We start from the raw sequence: 17594 nt of genomic DNA, 5'->3' as shown, positions 1-17594 counted from the left end.
GCGCGGCCGTCGCGCCGCCCGACCCGGTGGCGGCCCTCGCGGTGGGCCGGCGGGTGAATCTGCCACCGAAGCTGGTCACCATCATTCAAGGTGAGGGGCTGCTCAACGACGCCACCGCGTTGACGATCCTCAGCGTGGCGGTGACCGCGGCCGTCAGTGGCACCTTCTCCTTCCCCGCGGCCGCCGGACAGTTTCTGCTCGCGGCGGCCGGCGGGCTCGTGGTGGGCGCCGTGATCGCCTGGGGTGTCCGGCTGGCGCGGCCATTGACCAGGGATCCGTTGCTGTCCAACGCGATCTCGCTCGCCACCCCGTTCGTGGCCTTCCTGCTCGGCGAGGAGTTGCACGTCTCGGGAGTCCTCGCGGTGGTGGTCGCCGGGCTGATCGTCGGGCACAACACGCCCCGGCTCGCCTCCGGCGCCAGCCGCCTCCAGACGAGCGCGGTGTGGCGGCTGGTCGACTTCCTCCTCGAGGGTTTCGTCTTCCTCCTGATCGGCCAGCAGTTGCCCAACGTCGTGCGTGGACTGCAGCAGTACCACACCTCCACGATCATCATCGCGGTGGCGGTCTCGGTCGGCGTGGTGCTGCTCCTACGCCCGTTGTGGCTGGTCTTGAACCAGTTGCTACCTCGTTGGATGCACACCCGCCTCGGTGGCGCCGCCGAGTACGACGACGACGCTCCCGACTCCGCGCGCCGGGTCGCTCGGGAGGCGCGCAACGCCCGGCGGTTGACCGGGCGCGAGGTGGTCGCGCTCAGCTGGTCCGGCACCCGCGGGGTCATCACGCTCGCCGCGATCTTCACCCTGCCGCTGGTGACCGACAGCGGAGCACCCTTCCCGGACCGGGATCTGCTGTTGTTCTGCGCCTTCGTCGTCGTGCTCGTCACGCTGGTCGGTCAGGGGCTCACGTTCGCGCCGCTGGTGCGGGCGTTGGGCCTGCGCGCCGACGAGACGGACCAGGCCCGCGTCCGCAACGAAGCACGATCGGCATCCGTCGAGGCCGCCCTGGCCCGGCTCTCGGAGATCGCCGCCGAGGAACCGGAGAACATCAAGGCCGTCGAGTCGATGCGTGCGCAGCTGCACGCTCAGTTGACCCGCTACCGCGGCCGCCTCGACCATCTCCTGGCCGCCGACTCGTCCCGGGCGCCGGTTTCACCGCAGTACGAGGCGGCGTTGCGGATCCGCCGGAGCGTGATCGATGCCCAGCGCGAGGAGCTGTTGCGGTGGCGCGACGCGGGCCAGCTGCCGGATGAAGGGCTGCGGGTCCTTGAGCGCGAACTGGATCACGAGGAGCTACGACTGCCCGCCCGGATGTCGTAGGAGTTCGCGCCCGCTCGCGCCGACGCTCAGGACGCGCCTCGCAGGTAGGCGAGCACGGCCGAGACCCGGCGGTCGGAATCGGGGTCGAGATCGAGCTTGGCGAAGATGTTGCCGACGTGCTTGCGGACCGCCGCCTCGCTGACGACGAGGTGCTCGGCGATGGTCGGGTTGGTGTAACCCTCGGCCATCAGCGCGAGGACCTCCCGCTCGCGTGAGGTGAGCGCGGCCAGCGGACCGTGGTTGCGACGTCGGGCGAGCAGGTGGCGAACGACGTCGGGGTCGACGACCGTGCCGCCTGCGGTCACCCGATCGAGGTTGTCGAGAAAGTCGCGGACGTGGCTGACCCGGTCCTTCAGGAGGTAACCGATCCCGCCGCCCGTGGTCGACTCGAGCAGATCGGCGACGTACGCCTCCGCGATGTAGGCAGACAGGAGGACGATCGCGATGTCGGGATACCGGGCGCGGATGGCGACGGCGGCGCGGAGTCCCTCATCGGTGTGGGTCGGTGGCATGCGGATGTCGGTGAGGACGAGGTCGGGCTGTTCGTTGGCGGTGTAGACGAGCAGTGCGTCGGCGTCCGCGACCGCGGCGACGACCCGGTGGCCGGCCTTCTCCAGAATCCCGGCGAGCCCCTCCCGCAGGAGCGCCGCATCCTCGGCGATCACAATCCGCAGTGGCCTGCTCAGTTTCCGCTGATCGGGCATGTCATTCTCACGTGGGTCGGGCCTCCGGGCGGGCTGGTGACGTCGAGGGTGCCGTCGATGGCGTCGATGCGGGCGGCGAGTCCGGCGAGCCCGGTCCCGCGGGCGGGGTCGGCGCCACCGTGGCCGTCGTCGACGACGGTCATGGTCAGGGTGTTGCCGGCCACCCAGGCGTGCACCTGGGCCGCACGGGCGCCGGAGTGGCGGGCGACGTTGGTCAAGGCCTCGCTGACGAGGAAGTACGCCGCCGTCTCTACCCGTGCGGGGAGACGCCCCGCCACGTGGAGGTCGGTGTCGACCGGGACCGGGGAGCGGTCGGCCAGCTCGTGGATCGCGGCGGCAAGTCCGTGGTCGGTGAGCACCCGGGGATGGATGCCACGTACGGTGGCCCGCAGGTCCTCCAAGGCCTCCTCGGCGAGCGTATGGGCTCTGGTGACCAGGTCGAGTCCGGGGCCGTGGTCCAGTTCGAGTTCGGCCTGCCCGAGCGTCATGGTGAGCGCGACGAGGCGTTGCTGCGCGCCGTCGTGCAGGTCGCGCTCGACCCGGCGGCGCTCCGCCTCGAAGGCGTCGACGAGTCCGGCGCGGGAGCGGCGTAGGTCGGCGACCGCAGCGACCAGCCGCGCCTCGGGCGGATCGAGCAGGAGTCGGGTGAGGGCGGCCTGGGCGCTGGCGAGCACGGTCACCAGATACGCGGCGACGGCGAGGGCCAGGACCCCGACCACCACGGCGGGCCACGCCTCGGCGGCCGAGTCGATCCGCCAACCCAGCACCTCCACCGCGTCGTAACGGACCAGGACGGGCGCGAGGATCAGCACGATCGGGGTGGTGATCGCCAGCGTCAGCACGACGGCGTCGACGAGCCACCCGACCGCCGCGAGGAGGACGGCGTAGCCGATCTCGGACCACGAGACCGGCAGGGTGCGCCAGGTGCGCAGCCGTTCCCGCAGCCTCGGGTACGGGCCACGAGACGCCTGCGGAAGCACGAGCCGCAGTCGGGCCCGCTCGATCTCGGCGATGACGGTGGTCACCAGCGGGACGCTGGCCAGCAACAGGAGTCCCGCCACGATCACGGCGGTCAGCAACCCGAGACCGATCACGGCCACGAGCACCAGCAGTACGCCGATCCCGAGCGGGACGCTCGAGAGGAGGTAGGCGAGTGACCGCCACGGCCAGGCCGAGACCAGGAAACGCCACGGCTTACCGCGTACGGCGGACCAGGCGTCGGAGCTCACGTCGCCAAGCCTAGGAGCTGCGAGTGCCGTTGACGGTAGCGCCAGCGCCACCTTACATGTCGCGCCTGGGCCAGTGCGCGGGACCCGCGGTCCGGCTGGACTGGACGCATGACGACGCAGACACTGACGGCACCCGCTGTCGCGCTGGAGAGCGTGACCCGCACGTACCGCTCCCGCGCGGGCGACGTTCACGCGCTGCGTGGCATCACCCACGCCTTCGCCGGCGGTAGCTTCACCGCGATCATGGGCCCCTCTGGTTCCGGGAAGTCCACGCTGCTCCAACTCGCGGCCGGACTCGACCGGCCCAACCACGGGCGGGTGACGATCGGCGGCACGGCTCTGGACGGCCTCAGCGAGACGGCCCTGACAAAGTTCCGGCGGACCTCGATGGCGTTCATCTTCCAGTCCTACAACCTGCTCGATGCCCTGACGGCCTTCGACAACGTCGCCCTGCCGGCCAGGCTGGCGGGACTGCCGGTCGACGGGGCGGCGGTGACCGACGCACTGGAGCGCGTCGGGCTGCGGGATCTGGCGACGCGCCGGCCACCCGAGCTCTCCGGCGGCCAGCAGCAACGGGTCGCGATTGCTCGGGCTCTCCACGGCAAGCCCCACGTGATCTTCGCCGACGAACCCACCGGCGCGCTCGATCGCCACACCGGACGCGAGGTCCTCGCGCTGCTCCGCACCCTGGCCGACGGCGGACAGACCGTCGTGATGGTGACTCACGATCCGCTCGCCGCCTCCTACGCCGACGAGACCCTCTTCCTCGCCGACGGACAGATCGTCGGCAGACTCCAGCGCGCCGACGCCGCCGCCATCGCCCAGTGCATGAACGAGCTGGAGCAGCGATGAACCGGCTCTCCCGCCAGACCGTCCGCACCTCGTGGCCGGCCTACCTCGGCGCCTTCGTCGCCCTGGCGAGCGGCGTCGTCCTGATCGCCACCACGGTCAACCTGATCGGCTCGGTCGACGCCACCCTCACCGATCTCGGCAGCGCGGTGACCCAGGAGCACCGGCAGCAACTCGACGACCTGACCTCGATGTTCGGCATCATGTCGGCGATCTCGCTGTTCATGGCGATCTTCGTCGTCGGCAGCACGTTCGGATTCGTCGTCGCCACCCGCCGCCGCGAACTGGGACTCCTGAGACTCATCGGCGCCACCGGGCGTCAGGTACGCCGCCTCGTCCTCGGCGAGTCGGTCGTCGTCGCCGCCGCTGCGGTCATCGTCGGATGCCTCGTCGCGACACCGCTGGCGGCGCCCGTTCTCGACCTGATCCGCCGGATCGGCCTCACCGACCTGCAGCTGGTCGCCCCTTCGGCGTGGCTGTCCTGGGCGGTCGCCGCCCCCAGCGGCATCGTCGTGGCGATGCTGGGAGCCTGGCGCTCCTCCCGCCGGGCCGCCAAGGTCCCACCCTCCGCGGCGCTGCGCGAGGCAGCCATCGAACGGGCCCGGCCCAGCCTCCTGCAACTGGTCGTCGGCACCCTCTGCCTCGCCGCCGTGGTCGCCGTGACCGTCCTGGCCCCGCACGTGGAGCCGCTCTTCGCGCTGGTGACCGCCATCCTGCTGCCGGAGGTCATCGTCATCGGGATCATGTGCTTCGGCGCCCTGCTCGTTCCCCGACTCGCCGCGCTCCTGGCCCACCCCTTCGCCAACCGCGACGTCGCCGCCCGGCTGGCCCGAGACGAACTGCGCGCCGGCGTACGCACCACCACCTCGATCGCCGCGCCCGTCATCGCGATCTCGGCCGTGGCCGGCTCGATGCTGCTCGCGCTGAGCTTCACCGCGGACTGGACGTCGGCCCAGGACCGCGCCCAACTGACCGCACCCCTGGTCGTCCGCCCCGGCGCCGGGCACGAGGCGGAGACCGCGACCAGGTTGACGGAGGATCCGGCCGTGAAGCTGGTCGACGCCCGCCGCCGCCTCACCGTGTCCTTCGGCGAGGCGGGCAACGAACGTCTGGAGGTCGACGCGGTCGACCCCACCGCCGCGGCTGCGGCTCGCGGCCTGCACGCCACGAAGGGCAGTCTCGGCGATCTCCACGGGGCCACCGCCGCCGTCTCCGAGACCCAGGTGATCGACAGTGGCACCGGACTCGGCGGCCACCTCGAGGTCACGATCGACGGCCGGCCGGTCGACCTGAGGATCGTCGCCGTCGTGCCGGCCGCTCCCGACCTCTACGGCGAGATTCTCCTTCCCGCCGACCTCGTCGCCGACCACCTCAACGACGCGCCCACCGGCGAACTGTTCGTCGTCCTCCAACCAGGTGCCGACCGCCGCGCGGCACCGGCGGCTCTCCGCCAGGCCCTGGCCGGCACCGACAGCCAGGTGCTGACGGCCGAGGAATGGATCACCGACGTCACCGACCAGGTCCGGCACAGCAACAACCTCGGCCTCACCATCCTGCTCGGCCCCGCCGGGTTCTACGCCGCCATCGCCGTCGTCAACGCCACCCTCATCGGCGCCACCCAACGACGCCGGCAGCACCGCGCACTCGGCCTGCTCGGCGCGACCCGCGACCAGTTGCGCCGCACCGCGCTCTGGCAAGCCGCCCTCATCACCGGCGCCGGTCTGGTCCTCGGCGGACTCACCACCACATTCCTCGGCTGGCTCGTCCGGCGAGCGGTCACCGCCGACCTCGCCGGCACAGGAACACCTGTCGGGATGACCATTCCATGGCTCCCACTGCTCGCGATCGTCTCGGCCTGCGTCGGCCTCGCCGTGGCAGCGGCCACCGCAGGTGCAGCGGGCCGCCGCAGCCGGCCCACCTCATGACCAGCGCGAGCCACAGCGGCGCACGCGGTCCGAACGCCAATCTGGCATCTTCTCGTGGTCTTCTCGACGACGATGAGGGCATGTCTGCATGGAACAGGTGGTGGGGCCCGCTCGCCGCGATCCTTGGTGCGTCGATGCTCTCGGTGTTCGTACCGGTAGCGGCATGGGCGTCCACCGGGACGGGCGAGCGGGCGGTGGAGGCCGCGCGCAGGCCGCGAGGCGGGGCGAACCTGGTGTGCTGCCTGGTGGTGATCGTCGTGATCCTGCTGCTGGTGCTGTGGCTGGCCCGCCGCCGGCGGGGCAGGCCGCGCTGAGCGGTCGTGCGCACGAACGGGTGTCGACATCGCCAATGCCACTCCTCGTCTCGTTCCTGCTTGCAGGATGTGGGCGAAGGTGAGACGCGAGGAGAGCCGAATGAGACGTAGAGGAAGCCGCCGACGCTCGCTGCTGCAGGCAGCGGCGATGGTCCTGACAGCGGCGGCGGCCGGGGCGGCCGTCGTGCGGGCGAGCCGGCGCCGCGCCCGAGCTGACGAGGCGATGGGCGGCCTTCCCGCTCCCGGCGCTGGTTCTTTCGCCGGCAGCGGAGGAACGCCTGCGCTGAGCACCACCATGACCGGCGCGAGCGGTCGCCCGGCAGCGTCCATGGCGGACTCGGAGCGTTCCGTACTGCGGTGAGGAGTGCCGTCCCACGCGAGTGGGTCTCACGCGCACATCAGGGCCGCCGGCGAGCCAGCCGGCTCAGCAGGTTCGATCAGCCCGAACGGCGGCGGCGACGTCACCGCCGCGCTGTACTGAAGGACGATGCGGGGGCGGACCGGCTGACCGGCCCGCCCCCGTGATGTCAGACTCCGGCCGGCACCTTGTCGAGGAAGCCGAGCACGCGGGTGATCCGACCGTGGTCACCGAGCACGACCACGTCGAAGCCGACGACGATCGGCTCGCCGCCCTCGGGCCCCAGGTGCCAGGTGAACCGCGCGATGTCGTGGTGTGCGTCCACCGGGCCGCCCAGGCTGAAGACCAACCCGCCGAACTGCCCCTGAACGGCCGCGATGGTGGCGTCCAGCCCGTCCCGGCCCTGAACGGAGGCCAGCGGGTCGAGGTACGTCCCGTCCTCGGCGAAGACCTCCGCCAGAATGGCCTGCCGGGCGGTGGCATCGGTCTCGTTCCACGCGTCGAGGTACCGCTGGACGATCTCGTTCGTGTCGCTCATTTCTCGCTCCTTGTGGTCGTGCTCCCTGGTGACCACCAAATTAGGGAAACGGGAAGGCCCGGGAATCTGTATCGCTTAGGTACTTCTGAACGCCCGAGCAGGTCGAGGCCCGACCGGTCGTGGGTCTCGCTCCGCCGCAGCGGGTCAGCGCAGACGGACACCCCAGGTGGCGGTGGTCGAGGCGCCCGGTGCGAGCCGGATCAGCTGCTCGCCGGACTGCAGCGCGTTCGGTGGGCAGGTCATCGGCTCGGTGCCCAGGCCGCGCCGGCGCCGCCCCGGTGGCAGCGTGTCACCGGTGTACAGCTCGATGATCGGGTACGCGTCGTCGACCCAGAGTTCGACGCAGCCCCCGTCGGTGCCGGTGAGCGACACCCAGGCCCGGCCGTCGGCGTCGCGCTCCAGGTCTGTGAAGGGGAAGTCGAGCCGCTGCTCGCCCAGGCGCCGCCCGGCCGCGAAGTCCAGCGGAGTGCCCCGCGTCGGCTTGCGGCCCGCCGGGAGCTGCCGCTCGTTGGCGGTGTCGATCCAGGTGTCGGCGGCGATCCGGAGCAGGCAGTCGTCGATCGGCCCGGTGCCGCGCGAGAGGTACGGGTGCTGCCCGCTGCCGTACGGGCAGGGCCGGTCACCGATGTTGGTGGCGGTGGTGCGTACGACCAGTCCCGCCTCGCTCAGCTCGTACGTCACCCGGACGTCCAGGGTGAACGGATACCCGGGGTGGGGCTGCAGCCGGCAGGCCATCACCACCCGGTCCGGCTCCCGCTGCACCGCCTGCCAGTTACGCCAGCGCAGGAAGCCGTGGATGGCGTTCTGCTTCTCGGGCTCGGTCAGCGCCACCTGGTAGTCGACGCCCTCGAAGGTGTAGCGCCCGTCGGCGAGCCGGTTGGGCCAGGGGATGAGCGGCGTGCCGTGCGCCCCGTCGCACATCGCATCGACCGGGTACGGGTCGAGCACGTCCCGGTCGCCCACGGCGTACTCGCGAATCCCGCCGCCGACCTCGACGATCGTGGCGCGGTGTGCGCCCGCGGTGATGACGAACTGTTCCCCGGACGGTGGCAGGGCCATGGCATCTCCTCTCCGGCTGGCGGCGGTGCTGTGCTCAGATACCCGCTTCGTTGGCGTAGTACTGGTTGTCTTCGCGCCAGCCGCCCTGGCCCTGACCCACGTCGGCATAGTCGGCGGTGAGCTCGATGGCTCTGACCCATTTGACCATCTTGAAGCCGAGTTGGGTTTCGAGCCGGAGCCGCACCGGGGCACCGTGCTCGATCGGCAGGGGGGCGCCGTTCATCTCCAGCGCGAGCAGGGCCTGCGGCTGCGCCGCGAGGAACAGGGGGATCGACTCGTAGTAGTGGCCCTGGTGTCCCTCGCCCTCGGTCTCGGCCTTGTCGTCGAAGGCGTGGACGGCCAGATGCCGTGCCGACGGCAGTGGTTTGACCAGCGCGAGCACGTCGGGCAGCGGGACCCCCGCCCACTCGGCCACCGCCGTCCAGCCCTGGATGCAGTTGTGCTTGGTGATCTGGCGTCGCATGCCGAGCGCACGCAGGTCGGCCAGGCTCAGCGACACCGGATGTTCGACCAGCCCGCTGATGTGCAGCCGGTAGTCGCGGAAGTCGCTGTCACTGAGCCGCCGGTACTCCTCACTCACTGGCGGGTAGCCGTTGACCCGGTGGTACGGGGAGATGTCCTGGCGGGAGTAGCGCTGCCGGGAGGTGACGCTGCGGGAGATGGCGCGTTCGAACGGGTTGACCACGATGCCGAGCAGGTGCTGGGTACGCCGCCGGTAGCGCAGCGAGAACGCGGTGATCACGACGTGGAAGGCGACGATGAGGGCGAGGCCGAGCAGGCCGACCGCCAACGCCACCCGCCGGTCGGCGTCGTAGCCGCCGAGCACCATCGCCGCGAACTCGCGCGGCAGTCCGTGGATGATCACCAGGGCGGTGTGTGCGACGGTGAAGGCGGCGAACGCGACCAGTCCCAGGAAGTGCAGGCTGCGGGCCGCCTGCCGACCGCCGAAGAGCCTGGTGTAGCCGGGGAAGCGGGCGATGACCGACGGGGACATCGCCGCGCCGGTGAGGATCTGGAGCGGCGCCAGCAGGAAGATGACCGCGAAGTAGCTGAGCTTCTGCGCGGCGTTGAACGGCTCGTCCGGCAGCGGCGGAGCCAGTTCGAGGTGCAGGTACGTGCCGATGGCTCGGCCGGCCTCCGGGATGACCGACCAGTTGGTCGGCACCAGGTAGCGCCAGTAGCCGGTGGCGAAGACGAGGGCGAGGTAGACCGCGCCGGTGAGCACCCAGAACTGGACGGTCATGAAGTGCCAGTGCCGACCCAGGCCGAGGTTGCGCCGGCCCGGCAGGGCGATCACCGGAGACCAGGACTCCTCCTCGTCGTGCGAGGTCCACAGCCGAGGTGACTGCGAGCTGTACCTCTTCTTGGAGAAGCACGCCCACGCCCGGCCCGGCGGGCAGTCGTCGCTCCAGTAGAGCTTGGGGTGGGCCGCGAGCACCTCGATCCCGGAACGGGCCAGCAGCAGCAGGAAGAAGATGTTGAGGAAGTGGGTGATGATCACCCAGATCGGGAAGAACTCCGGCACACCCCGCCTCCGCCCGTCACCCGACCGGCTGCCGGGCGGGCGTGCCGGCGCGGGCCGCTGGGTCGTCGTCCATCGCCGCGCCGCTGATCATCCGTTCGGCGAGCCGGGAGGCGAGCGCCATGATGGTCAGCGCCGGATTAGCCGCGCCCTGGGTGGGGCAGACCGAGCCGTCGGAGATGAAGAGATTGGGCACGGCCCAGGCGCGCTGGTTGGCGTCGACCACCGACGTCTCTGGTGAGGAGCCCATCCGGGCGCCGCCGATGAGGTGGGCGAAGCGCTGGATGGTGAGCACGTCCTGGGCGTCTGCGGCGTGCAGCAGGTCGGTGATCACCTTGGTGGAGTAGGCCATGTTCTTCTTGTCGTTCTCGCCCAGCGTGTAGTCCATGCGGGCTACCGGCAGGCCGTACTCGTCGGTCTCGTCCGCCAGCGTGACCCGGTTGTAGGAATGGGGAAGCAGTTCGTTGAGGACGCCGACGACGGCCCAGTGGTTGTAGTCGCGCATGTACGTGCGCAGCGCCCGCCCCCAGTGCCCGTCGGCGAGCACGTGCTCGGCCCAGCCGATCGGCATCGGGGAGACGGTCTGGATGGAGAATCCGCGGGCGAATCCGCGGCCGGGGTCGGTCTCGTAGAACTGCTCCGAGGAGACCTCCGGCGGCGGCGCCTTGTAACTGCGCAGCTCCTCCGGCCAGCGGCCGGCGGTCTGCGCGGCGCCCTGCACCATGACGTACCGGCCGACCAGGTCTTCGTTGTTGCACAGCCCGTTCGGGAACCGGGCGTTGGCGGAGTTGAACAGCAGGCGCGGGGTCTCGATGGAATAGCCGGCCACCGCCACGAACCGGGCCTGCTGGCAGCGTTCGGCGCGCTCGCCCGCGCGCAGGTAGGTGACCCCGCGGGCTCGGCCGGTCTCGTCGAGTTCGATCCGGGCGGCCATGCAGTTGGCCCGCACCTCGACGCCGTGGGCGAGCGCGTCGGGCAGGTGGGTGACGTACGGGCTCGCCTTGGCGTTGACCTTGCAGCCCTGCAGGCAGTAACCGCGGTAGATGCAGTGCGGCCGGTTGCCGAAGGTGCCGTTGACGATGCCGACCGGTCCGACCCGCATCTCGATACCGCACTTGCGGGCGCCGTCCCACAGCTTCGCCGCCGCCAGGGAGATCGGGTGGGGGGAGTGCGGGTAGGTGTGCGGGTGGCCCCAGGGCCAGTCCTGCCCGGCCACGGGAAGCTCCCGCTCGACCCGCTCGTAGTGGCGGCGGATGTCCTCGTACCGGATCGGCCAGTCCGCGCCGACCCCGTCTCGGCTGAAGGTCTCCAGGTCGGACGGGTGGAACCGGGGTGTGTAACCGGCGTAGTGGATCATGGATCCACCGACCCCGCGCCCGGAGTTGTTCTTGCCCAACTCGATCGGGTCGTCGCCGCCGATGATCCGCTTCTGCGTCCAGTACAGGTGGTGGGAGCCGGCCTCGTCGGACACCCAGTCCTCGTCCGGGTGCCAGAACGGCCCCACCTCGATGATCACGACCCGCCAGCCGGCGCGGGCCAGCCGCTGGGCGAGCACGGAACCGCCGGCGCCGGCGCCGACGACCACCAGGTCCACCTCGTCGTTGTCGCCGTACCGGCACATGGTCGCTTCGCCGGGAAGCTGTCGCGAGTGGACGTCGAGCAGGTAGCGCGAGTCGTTGTCCTCCGGCCCGACCGAGCCCTTCAACATCGTACGCAGCAGATCTCGCACGCTCATCCACCTCTGTGTCCGGCCGGGTGTTCGGGGGCTGCGGAAGAAGCGGACCGCCCGGTCACGGTGGGCCCTCGATGGCCCCGGGTTTCTCGAACGGCTCCAGCGTGCTGATCTGGCTCATCCGCATGAACCCCCGCGGGTACGCCGGACCGCCGAAGCCGATCTCGTTCCAGGCCCAGGGGTGGGAATAGAAGCCGGCCAGGACCGAGCGCATGCACACCGCCCAGGCCCGGCTGACGTTGAGCTGCCCCCACGCCCCGCCGGAGAGCTTCCCCTTCGACAGGTCGCCGACGATGCCGTCGCGGGTGTCCTGATCGGCGTCGGCGAAGGTGGCCTCGCCGCACCGGTCCCGGGCCGCCTCGTCCAGGCCGCGCAGCACCAGGCGCCAGGTGTCCCGGTCGTCGGGCATGTCGGCGTACTGGAAGCCGTCCAGCTTGCCGTCGGCGAGCTTGTCATCGACGAATTCCGCCACCGGTACCCGCGGCTCGCGGTCCTGCGCCAGGCAGGTGTCGCAGAAGGCGCGCAGGGTGGGCACCTCACTGTCGGTGAAGAAGCGCATGGGACGGCCGGCCAGTCGCATCCGGCGCTCGATCACCTTCCGGGTGGCGTCGTCCCACGTGTCGATGGCGTCGAAGACGTCGTAGCGGGGGTAGCGGCCGATCATCTGGGGGGTGATGCCGCGTTCCTGCCGGGGCAGCAGGTCCGGGTCCGGCGGCACGCCTCCCGGGCGCCGTTTGGGCAGGTGCTCTGGCGTGGAGTGGTACATGACCGGCTCCTACTCTTCCCGGCGCAGCACGGCCGCGAGCAGCCCCATCCCGCCGACGATGGTCATCAGCCCCGGGGCGGCGATCGGTGGTCCCATCGGCACGTTGTACGAGGCGATCCGCCACCCGCCGGGCTTGCGGTGCACCCCCCGCGCGTGGAAGTACTCACCGAGCAGTCCGTTGAGGGCGTAGAGGCCGGCGGTGACCGGCAGGGCGGTCTTGGCCCAGCGCTTGGAGAAGGTGCCGGCGATCCCGGCCGCGACCAGGGGCGGGGTGAGGACGATCGGGCTCCACATCCACTTGTTGCCGAAGCTGGCCTTGTAGTGCTCGACGTAGATCTCGGCGGTGGTGAGCGCCGCGGACACCGCGGTCAGCCCCGACAGGGAGCGCTCGAACCGGCCGTGCTCGATGTCGCGGAGCGCCCGGTCGATGAGGTGTTCCACACCGGCTACCCGCCCGTGTCCTCCCCGGCCACCACGGCCCCGGCCGCGGCCGGACGTGATGCTGGCCCAACCGGTGCGTCGCCGCCGCCGGCCGGTGGAGAACCTGCCCATGGCGCCGCCTCCGACCCTTGCCATCGATGTGCCGCACAGCAGTGCGGTCACCGTGCGCGAGGGATGCTGCGCTCATCGTAGCGAGGCGGCGAGGAGGGCGGCGGCGGATCGGGTGGTACGGGCGCCGGTGGCGGGCAGCCGGCGGAGTCAGCCGCCCACCCCCATCCGGGTTCAGCGCTGGGCAGGCTTCTCGTCGACGTGGGGCGCCCGCCGGGCGAGCAGGAAGACCCCGCCGGCCAGGACGGCCAGGGCCAGCGCCTCACCGATCAGCGCCCACGGCCCGGTTCGGACCTCCTCGCCGAGCCAGAGCAGGCCGACGCCGATCGACACCAGGGGATCGACGACGGTGATCATGGCCAGGGCGGGCGCCCCCATCGGGCCGGCCTGGTAGGCGTTCTGGCTCAACAGCACCCCGAACGGGCCGAGCACGGCGATCGCGTACGTCTGCCAAAGCCCGAGCACACCGATCGGGTTGCCGTGGAAGTGGAAGGCGACGCTGCTGACCAGTCCGGCGGTCACCCCGTAGCAGATGCCGGCGGCCAGCGCCAGCGGCAGCGGACGCCAGGACCGGCTCAGCTTGACGGCCGTGGTCAGGCACAGCGCCAACGAGCCGACGAGCGCGGCCGCCAGCAGGAGCGCCGCCCAGAGCGATTCAAGGTTTCTGCCGTGTCCGGCGGACGGGTTCGCGATGACCAGGAAGGCGGAGAGGCCGAGCAGGCAGAGCAGCGACTCCAGCACGATCGGGATGTCCCAGCGGACCCGCTGGACGAGCACGTACAGCAGCACGTACCAGAGGAGGCCGGTGACCAGCAGGGGCTGGACCAGGACCAGCGGGATCAGGCTGAGCGCGGCGATCTGCAGGCCGAACGCCGCGGCGGCGAGCACGACCGACCAGCGCCAGCCACGCTGCCGGATCAGCCGGAGCAGCAGGGTGGGCCGCCCGGCCGGTTCCTCGGGGGTCCGCCGGGAGGCCCGGAACTGCAGCACCGAGGAGGCTCCGTACGCCGCGGCGGCGCCGAGGGCGAGCAGCGTCCCGGCCAGCAGCTGCGCGATCAGCACCGGCTCCCCTTCCACGGCGGCCGGTGGGGGCCGTGCTGATGTCCGCTGGTCGGCCGATCGAGGCGGCGCGGCAGCGGCATGGTCCGCCAAGGCACGCGCAACAGCAGCCGGACGATCAGCAGTCCCAGCAGATATCCGCCGACGCTGTCGGTGAGCCAGTGGTAGCCGAGGTAGGTGGTGCCGATGAAGGTCAGCACGCCGGGTGCCCACTGCAGCACGCGACGGGCGGCGACCGGCAGGTAGGGCGCGAGCAGCATCGCCAGCACCCCGTAGTAGACGATGGCGTTGCTCACGTGTCCGGAGGGGTAGTACTCCTCCCATCCGCCGCTGAACAGTTCGACCGAGCCGTGGTGCGGGGCTCCCCGCGAGGTCCACCGTTTCAGCCCGACGATCAACAGGGTGCTCACGATCGGGGCCAGGCCCGCGGGGATGATCGGCCGTACCGTCCGGTACCGCCAGGCGAGCCAGAAGGACACCAGCACGGTCACGGTGGTCAGGGGACCGCCCTGACCGAGGTGGTCGAGGACCACCATCAGCGCGTTCACCGGCCCGGGCCGATGCCGATCGCACCAGTCCCGCACGGCGATGTCCAGCCGCAGCAGCGGCGGCCACCACACCAGCGCGGCGGTGAGGCCGGCCAGCCCGGCGACCAACAGCCCGTCGAACAACCAGCCGGCCGGCACCACGGCCAGGGCCGGTCGCCCCAGCGGCCGCGTCGGGTCGCCGTCCTCCGGCGACGCTCCGGCGGCCATCGTCCCTCCCACACCCGTCCTGGTCACCGGGAACTTGGCGGCCGTCGGTCGGCAATCCCACACCCGAGGGACGGACCGCAAACAACCGCCTAGGTAATCTGCTTTCTGACAATAAGGGGGAAAAGGTTCGATAGGCTGCCATTCACGTGAAGAGATCAATTGCCCGGCGCTCAGGGGGCACACGAATGGCAGCGACTGCGACCGGCTCACCGGCCCCCCCGCCGATCGTCGCCCGCGGCGCCCGTCGGATCGCTGTGCGGGTGGGCGTGCCGCGCGAGGGCGATCGCGCCGCTGACCGCGAGCACGAAGCCCAGCACGGCGAGCGGTTGGGCGCCGGGGCGCACCTGGTCGCCGAGCGCCAGCCAGCCGACCACCGAGGGCAGCAGGGTCTGCCCGACGATGGACGAGGCCGAGACGACCGTGACCGAGCCCCGCTGCAACCCGGTCGCGTAGAGCAGCAGACCGCTCAGCCCGGCGAGCAGCACCGCGTAGCTGGCCGGGCTGCCCAGGATCATGCTCGGGCTGCTGGCCCGGCCGAGCAGCCGGGCGCCGACGGCCGCCGAGCCGAAGGACAACCCGGCCAGCAGCCCCGGCAACGCCGGACCGCGCATCCGCGCGCTGCCGAGGTACGCCCCCGCCAGCAACGCCAGGACCGCCGCGAGCAGCCACCAACCCGCCCAGCCGGTCGCCTGCGCGGGTGGACCGGCCCGGGCCGAGGTCAGCAACAGCAGCAGCCCGATCACCACCCCGCCGATCGCCACCCAGTCGAGGACGGTCAGCCGCACCTTCAGCACGAGCATGGCGACCAGAGCCACCAGGGTGAGGTTCGCCGCGCCGAGCGACTGGACCACGAAGATCGGCACCGTACGCAACGCGGTGTAGGTGAATCCGGAGGATGCCGCGTCCAGGGCCAGCCCGGCCGCGTACGGCGCCGACCGGAGCAGCCGCCACAGCAGTCGCGGGTCGAGGTGCGCGGTGGCCGCCACCCGGCGCGCGCCGATGGACTGCAGGATCGCCGCGGTGGCGCTGCACAGCGCAGCCATGATCGCCAGCAGAAAGCCGAAGGACATGTACGGGCCCCGTGGTGGTCGTTGCCGGGCCACCCGGTCGGGGCCGGCCTGAACGTCCGCGCTTACCCGCCAGGAGGCGACCCTCGCACCGGCTGGCACCCGAATTCGGCGGGCGACCGGTGACCGGGCCGCACGGGCCCGGCCAGCGGGCCGATCCGCGGGTGCCCGAACCCGTCGCCCGCCGCGTGCTGATCGTCTCGGCCGACATCGGTGGCGGGCACGACGCGACCGGCCGGGCGCTCGAGGAACGTGTCCACGCGCGCTGGCCGGGCAGCGTGGTGGGATGGGTGGACACCCTCGACGTGATGGGGCCGGGGGTGGGCCGGGGGTTCCGCGGCATCTACGTCGCCAATGTCGGGTCGACGCCCTGGTTGTACGAGTTCTTCTGGTCCTCCCTGTGGCGGCACCGCTGGTTCGCCGAGTCCTCGAAGTGGTTCACCGGAGTCTGGGCCGGTCGCGGGCTCGGCCCGGTCATCGAGCGCTTCGACCCGGACCTGATCCTCTCCACGTACCCGCTCGGCAGCGCCGGGCTGGCCTGGCTGCGCCGGCGCCGTGGCCTCGGTGTGCCGGTCGGGGCGTGGGTCTCCGATTTCGCCCCGCACCCGTCGTGGGTCTACCCGCAACTGGACCTGAGCCTGGTCGTGCACCCGGCCGCGGTGCCGGTGGCGGCGGTCGCCGCGCCGGGCGCGTCGCTGGCGGTCTGCGCGCCACCGGTGCTCGAACGCTTCCATCCCGACGACCCGGCCGACGCGGCCCGGCGCAGCGGCCTCGACCCGGACCGCCGGCGGGTGGTGGTCGCCTGCGGTTCCTATGGCTTCGGGGCGGTCGAGGAGGCGATCCGCGCGCTGGTTGACATCGGGGACGCGGTGCAGGTGGTCGCCGTCTGCGGACGCAACGAACCGCTCGCCGCCTGTCTGTCGCGCCTGCCGGCGCCGCCCGGACGGCTGCTGGTCCGCCGGTGGGTCGACGACATGCCCACCCTGCTGCGTGCCGCCGACCTCCTGGTCACCAACGCGGGCGGCGCCACCGCCCTGGAGGCGTGGGCCACCGGTACGCCGATCGTCATGTACCGGCCGATCGCCGCGCACGGCACGGCCAACGCGGCCCTGATGGCCTGCGCCGGGCTGGCCGAGACGGCCCGGACCCCGGCCGCCCTGGTCGCCTGCGTCCGGTCCCGGCTGGTCGGCCGGGAGTCACCCCGTCCGCTCACCGCACCGGCCCGTTCGGCCCTGCCGGACCTCGGGCTGCCCGCGGTCGCCGATGCGGCGGCGCCGCCCGCCCGGCCCGCCCCGGCCCGCCGCCCGGCCAGCTGGCCGTTGCGCCCGCAGGACGCGTTCTTTCTGTACGTGCAGTCGCCCACGGTGGCGCAGCAGATCGGGGTGGTGCTGGAGCTCGGACCGCGCCCCGACGGCCGTCCGTTGACCGGCGGGGACCTCGCCGCGCTGCTGGCCCGGCGGCTACCGGCGATCACCACCCTGCGTCGACGGCTGGTCAGCCGGGGCCGGTGGCGCCGGCCGGGTTGGGTGGTGGACCGATACGTCGACCCGGCCGCCCACCTCGACGAGGTCCAGGTGGCGCCCGGGGACGACGGTACGGCCGCAGTCGACCGGTTCTGGTCGCAGCCGCTGGCCACCGACCGGCCGCTGTGGCGGATCCTGCTGGTCGGCGGCCTGCCCGACGGCCGCACGCGGGTGGCGGTCAAGCTGCACCACTGTCTCGGCGACGGCCTGTCCGCCGTCGGGGTCCTGCAACGGCTGCTCGACCCGCCCGAAGCCCGGCCGACGGGCTCGGGGCCGGCCGGGCGTCCGCCGGCCGGCGCGGTACGGCAGTGGTCGGGGGCGGCTGGCCG

Annotated in this window: 16 protein-coding genes; 5 read left to right on the top strand and 11 right to left on the bottom strand. The window is 71.9% G+C overall.

Annotated features, from left to right (window positions below):
- Nucleotides 1–1316, top strand: a 1316-nt coding sequence (locus ACWEVO_RS09700; RefSeq protein ID WP_452307129.1) for a cation:proton antiporter, incomplete at its 5' end; no start/stop codon positions are given.
- 26 nt (nt 1317–1342) lie between these two features.
- Here the strand turns inward: ACWEVO_RS09700 and ACWEVO_RS09695 are convergent.
- Nucleotides 1343–1990, bottom strand: coding sequence for a response regulator (locus ACWEVO_RS09695; RefSeq protein WP_452307130.1), 648 nt, complete (start codon nt 1988–1990; stop codon nt 1343–1345).
- 8 nt (nt 1991–1998) lie between these two features.
- Complete coding sequence (locus ACWEVO_RS09690; protein WP_452307128.1) at nt 1999–3249, bottom strand: sensor histidine kinase; 1251 nt, start codon at nt 3247–3249, stop codon at nt 1999–2001.
- A gap of 108 nt (nt 3250–3357) precedes the next feature.
- Here ACWEVO_RS09690 and ACWEVO_RS09685 point away from each other — a divergent pair, with 108 nt between their 5' ends.
- The 3 genes from ACWEVO_RS09685 (at nt 3358) to ACWEVO_RS09675 (ending at nt 6337) form a co-directional block, all read left to right on the top strand.
- Nucleotides 3358–4101 (top strand): ABC transporter ATP-binding protein, encoded by a 744-nt coding sequence (locus tag ACWEVO_RS09685; RefSeq protein ID WP_452307127.1) that lies wholly within the window; start codon nt 3358–3360, stop codon nt 4099–4101.
- Nucleotides 4098–6023, top strand: a complete 1926-nt coding sequence (locus ACWEVO_RS09680; protein WP_452307126.1) for an FtsX-like permease family protein — start codon at nt 4098–4100, stop codon at nt 6021–6023. The genes ACWEVO_RS09685 and ACWEVO_RS09680 overlap by 4 nt, the downstream gene beginning before the upstream one ends.
- An 80-nt stretch (nt 6024–6103) precedes the next feature.
- Nucleotides 6104–6337: a hypothetical protein gene (locus ACWEVO_RS09675; RefSeq protein WP_452307125.1), complete on the top strand. Its 234-nt coding sequence runs from the start codon at nt 6104–6106 to the stop codon at nt 6335–6337.
- A gap of 527 nt (nt 6338–6864) precedes the next feature.
- Here the strand turns inward: ACWEVO_RS09675 and ACWEVO_RS09670 are convergent.
- The 9 genes from ACWEVO_RS09670 to ACWEVO_RS09630 form a co-directional block, all read right to left on the bottom strand.
- Nucleotides 6865–7233, bottom strand: a complete 369-nt coding sequence (locus ACWEVO_RS09670; RefSeq protein WP_452307124.1) for a nuclear transport factor 2 family protein — start codon at nt 7231–7233, stop codon at nt 6865–6867.
- 144 nt (nt 7234–7377) lie between these two features.
- Nucleotides 7378–8292, bottom strand: coding sequence for an aldose 1-epimerase family protein (locus tag ACWEVO_RS09665; RefSeq protein WP_452307123.1), 915 nt, complete (start codon nt 8290–8292; stop codon nt 7378–7380).
- Nucleotides 8293–8326: 34 nt separating this feature from the next.
- Nucleotides 8327–9817, bottom strand: a complete 1491-nt coding sequence (locus ACWEVO_RS09660; protein WP_452307122.1) for a molybdopterin-dependent oxidoreductase — start codon at nt 9815–9817, stop codon at nt 8327–8329.
- 16 nt (nt 9818–9833) lie between these two features.
- Nucleotides 9834–11549 (bottom strand): GMC family oxidoreductase, encoded by a 1716-nt coding sequence (locus ACWEVO_RS09655; RefSeq protein WP_452307121.1) that lies wholly within the window; start codon nt 11547–11549, stop codon nt 9834–9836.
- A 55-nt stretch (nt 11550–11604) separates the two neighbouring features.
- A complete protein-coding gene (locus tag ACWEVO_RS09650; protein WP_452307120.1) occupies nt 11605–12312 on the bottom strand; it encodes a gluconate 2-dehydrogenase subunit 3 family protein in 708 nt (235 codons plus the stop codon).
- A gap of 9 nt (nt 12313–12321) precedes the next feature.
- On the bottom strand, nt 12322–12753 hold the full coding sequence (locus ACWEVO_RS09645) for a hypothetical protein (protein ID WP_452307119.1): 432 nt from the start codon (nt 12751–12753) through the stop codon (nt 12322–12324).
- 282 nt (nt 12754–13035) lie between these two features.
- On the bottom strand, nt 13036–13923 hold the full coding sequence (locus ACWEVO_RS09640; RefSeq protein WP_452307118.1) for a DMT family transporter: 888 nt from the start codon (nt 13921–13923) through the stop codon (nt 13036–13038).
- A complete protein-coding gene (locus tag ACWEVO_RS09635) occupies nt 13917–14675 on the bottom strand; it encodes a phosphatase PAP2 family protein (protein WP_452307117.1) in 759 nt (252 codons plus the stop codon). Before ACWEVO_RS09635 ends, ACWEVO_RS09640 begins: the two co-directional genes overlap by 7 nt.
- Before the next feature lie 206 nt (nt 14676–14881).
- Nucleotides 14882–15745 (bottom strand): hypothetical protein, encoded by an 864-nt coding sequence (locus ACWEVO_RS09630; protein ID WP_452307116.1) that lies wholly within the window; start codon nt 15743–15745, stop codon nt 14882–14884.
- Between the two features lie 161 nt (nt 15746–15906).
- On the opposite strand from ACWEVO_RS09630, the gene ACWEVO_RS09625 reads away from it, so the two are divergent.
- Nucleotides 15907–17594: wax ester/triacylglycerol synthase domain-containing protein (locus ACWEVO_RS09625; protein WP_452307115.1), on the top strand; the 1688-nt coding region annotated here is incomplete at its 3' end.

The organism is Micromonospora sp. NPDC003776, assembly GCF_053605645.1.
The sequence above is the reverse complement of the archived record's forward strand: the minus strand, read 5'-3'. Positions and strand labels throughout refer to the sequence as shown.

What these genes read in the sequence shown, in the direction of transcription:
- ACWEVO_RS09685 (WP_452307127.1), top strand. Translation starts at nt 3,358, where the DNA reads ATGACGACGCAGACACTGACGGCACCCGCTGTCGCGCTGGAGAGCGTG.
- ACWEVO_RS09680 (WP_452307126.1), top strand. Translation starts at nt 4,098, where the DNA reads ATGAACCGGCTCTCCCGCCAGACCGTCCGCACCTCGTGGCCGGCCTAC.
- ACWEVO_RS09675 (WP_452307125.1), top strand. Translation starts at nt 6,104, where the DNA reads ATGTCTGCATGGAACAGGTGGTGGGGCCCGCTCGCCGCGATCCTTGGT.
- ACWEVO_RS09670 (WP_452307124.1), bottom strand. Translation starts at nt 7,233, where the DNA reads ATGAGCGACACGAACGAGATCGTCCAGCGGTACCTCGACGCGTGGAAC.
- ACWEVO_RS09665 (WP_452307123.1), bottom strand. Translation starts at nt 8,292, where the DNA reads ATGGCCCTGCCACCGTCCGGGGAACAGTTCGTCATCACCGCGGGCGCA.
- ACWEVO_RS09655 (WP_452307121.1), bottom strand. Translation starts at nt 11,549, where the DNA reads ATGAGCGTGCGAGATCTGCTGCGTACGATGTTGAAGGGCTCGGTCGGG.
- ACWEVO_RS09650 (WP_452307120.1), bottom strand. Translation starts at nt 12,312, where the DNA reads ATGTACCACTCCACGCCAGAGCACCTGCCCAAACGGCGCCCGGGAGGC.
- ACWEVO_RS09635 (WP_452307117.1), bottom strand. Translation starts at nt 14,675, where the DNA reads ATGGCCGCCGGAGCGTCGCCGGAGGACGGCGACCCGACGCGGCCGCTG.
- ACWEVO_RS09630 (WP_452307116.1), bottom strand. Translation starts at nt 15,745, where the DNA reads ATGTCCTTCGGCTTTCTGCTGGCGATCATGGCTGCGCTGTGCAGCGCC.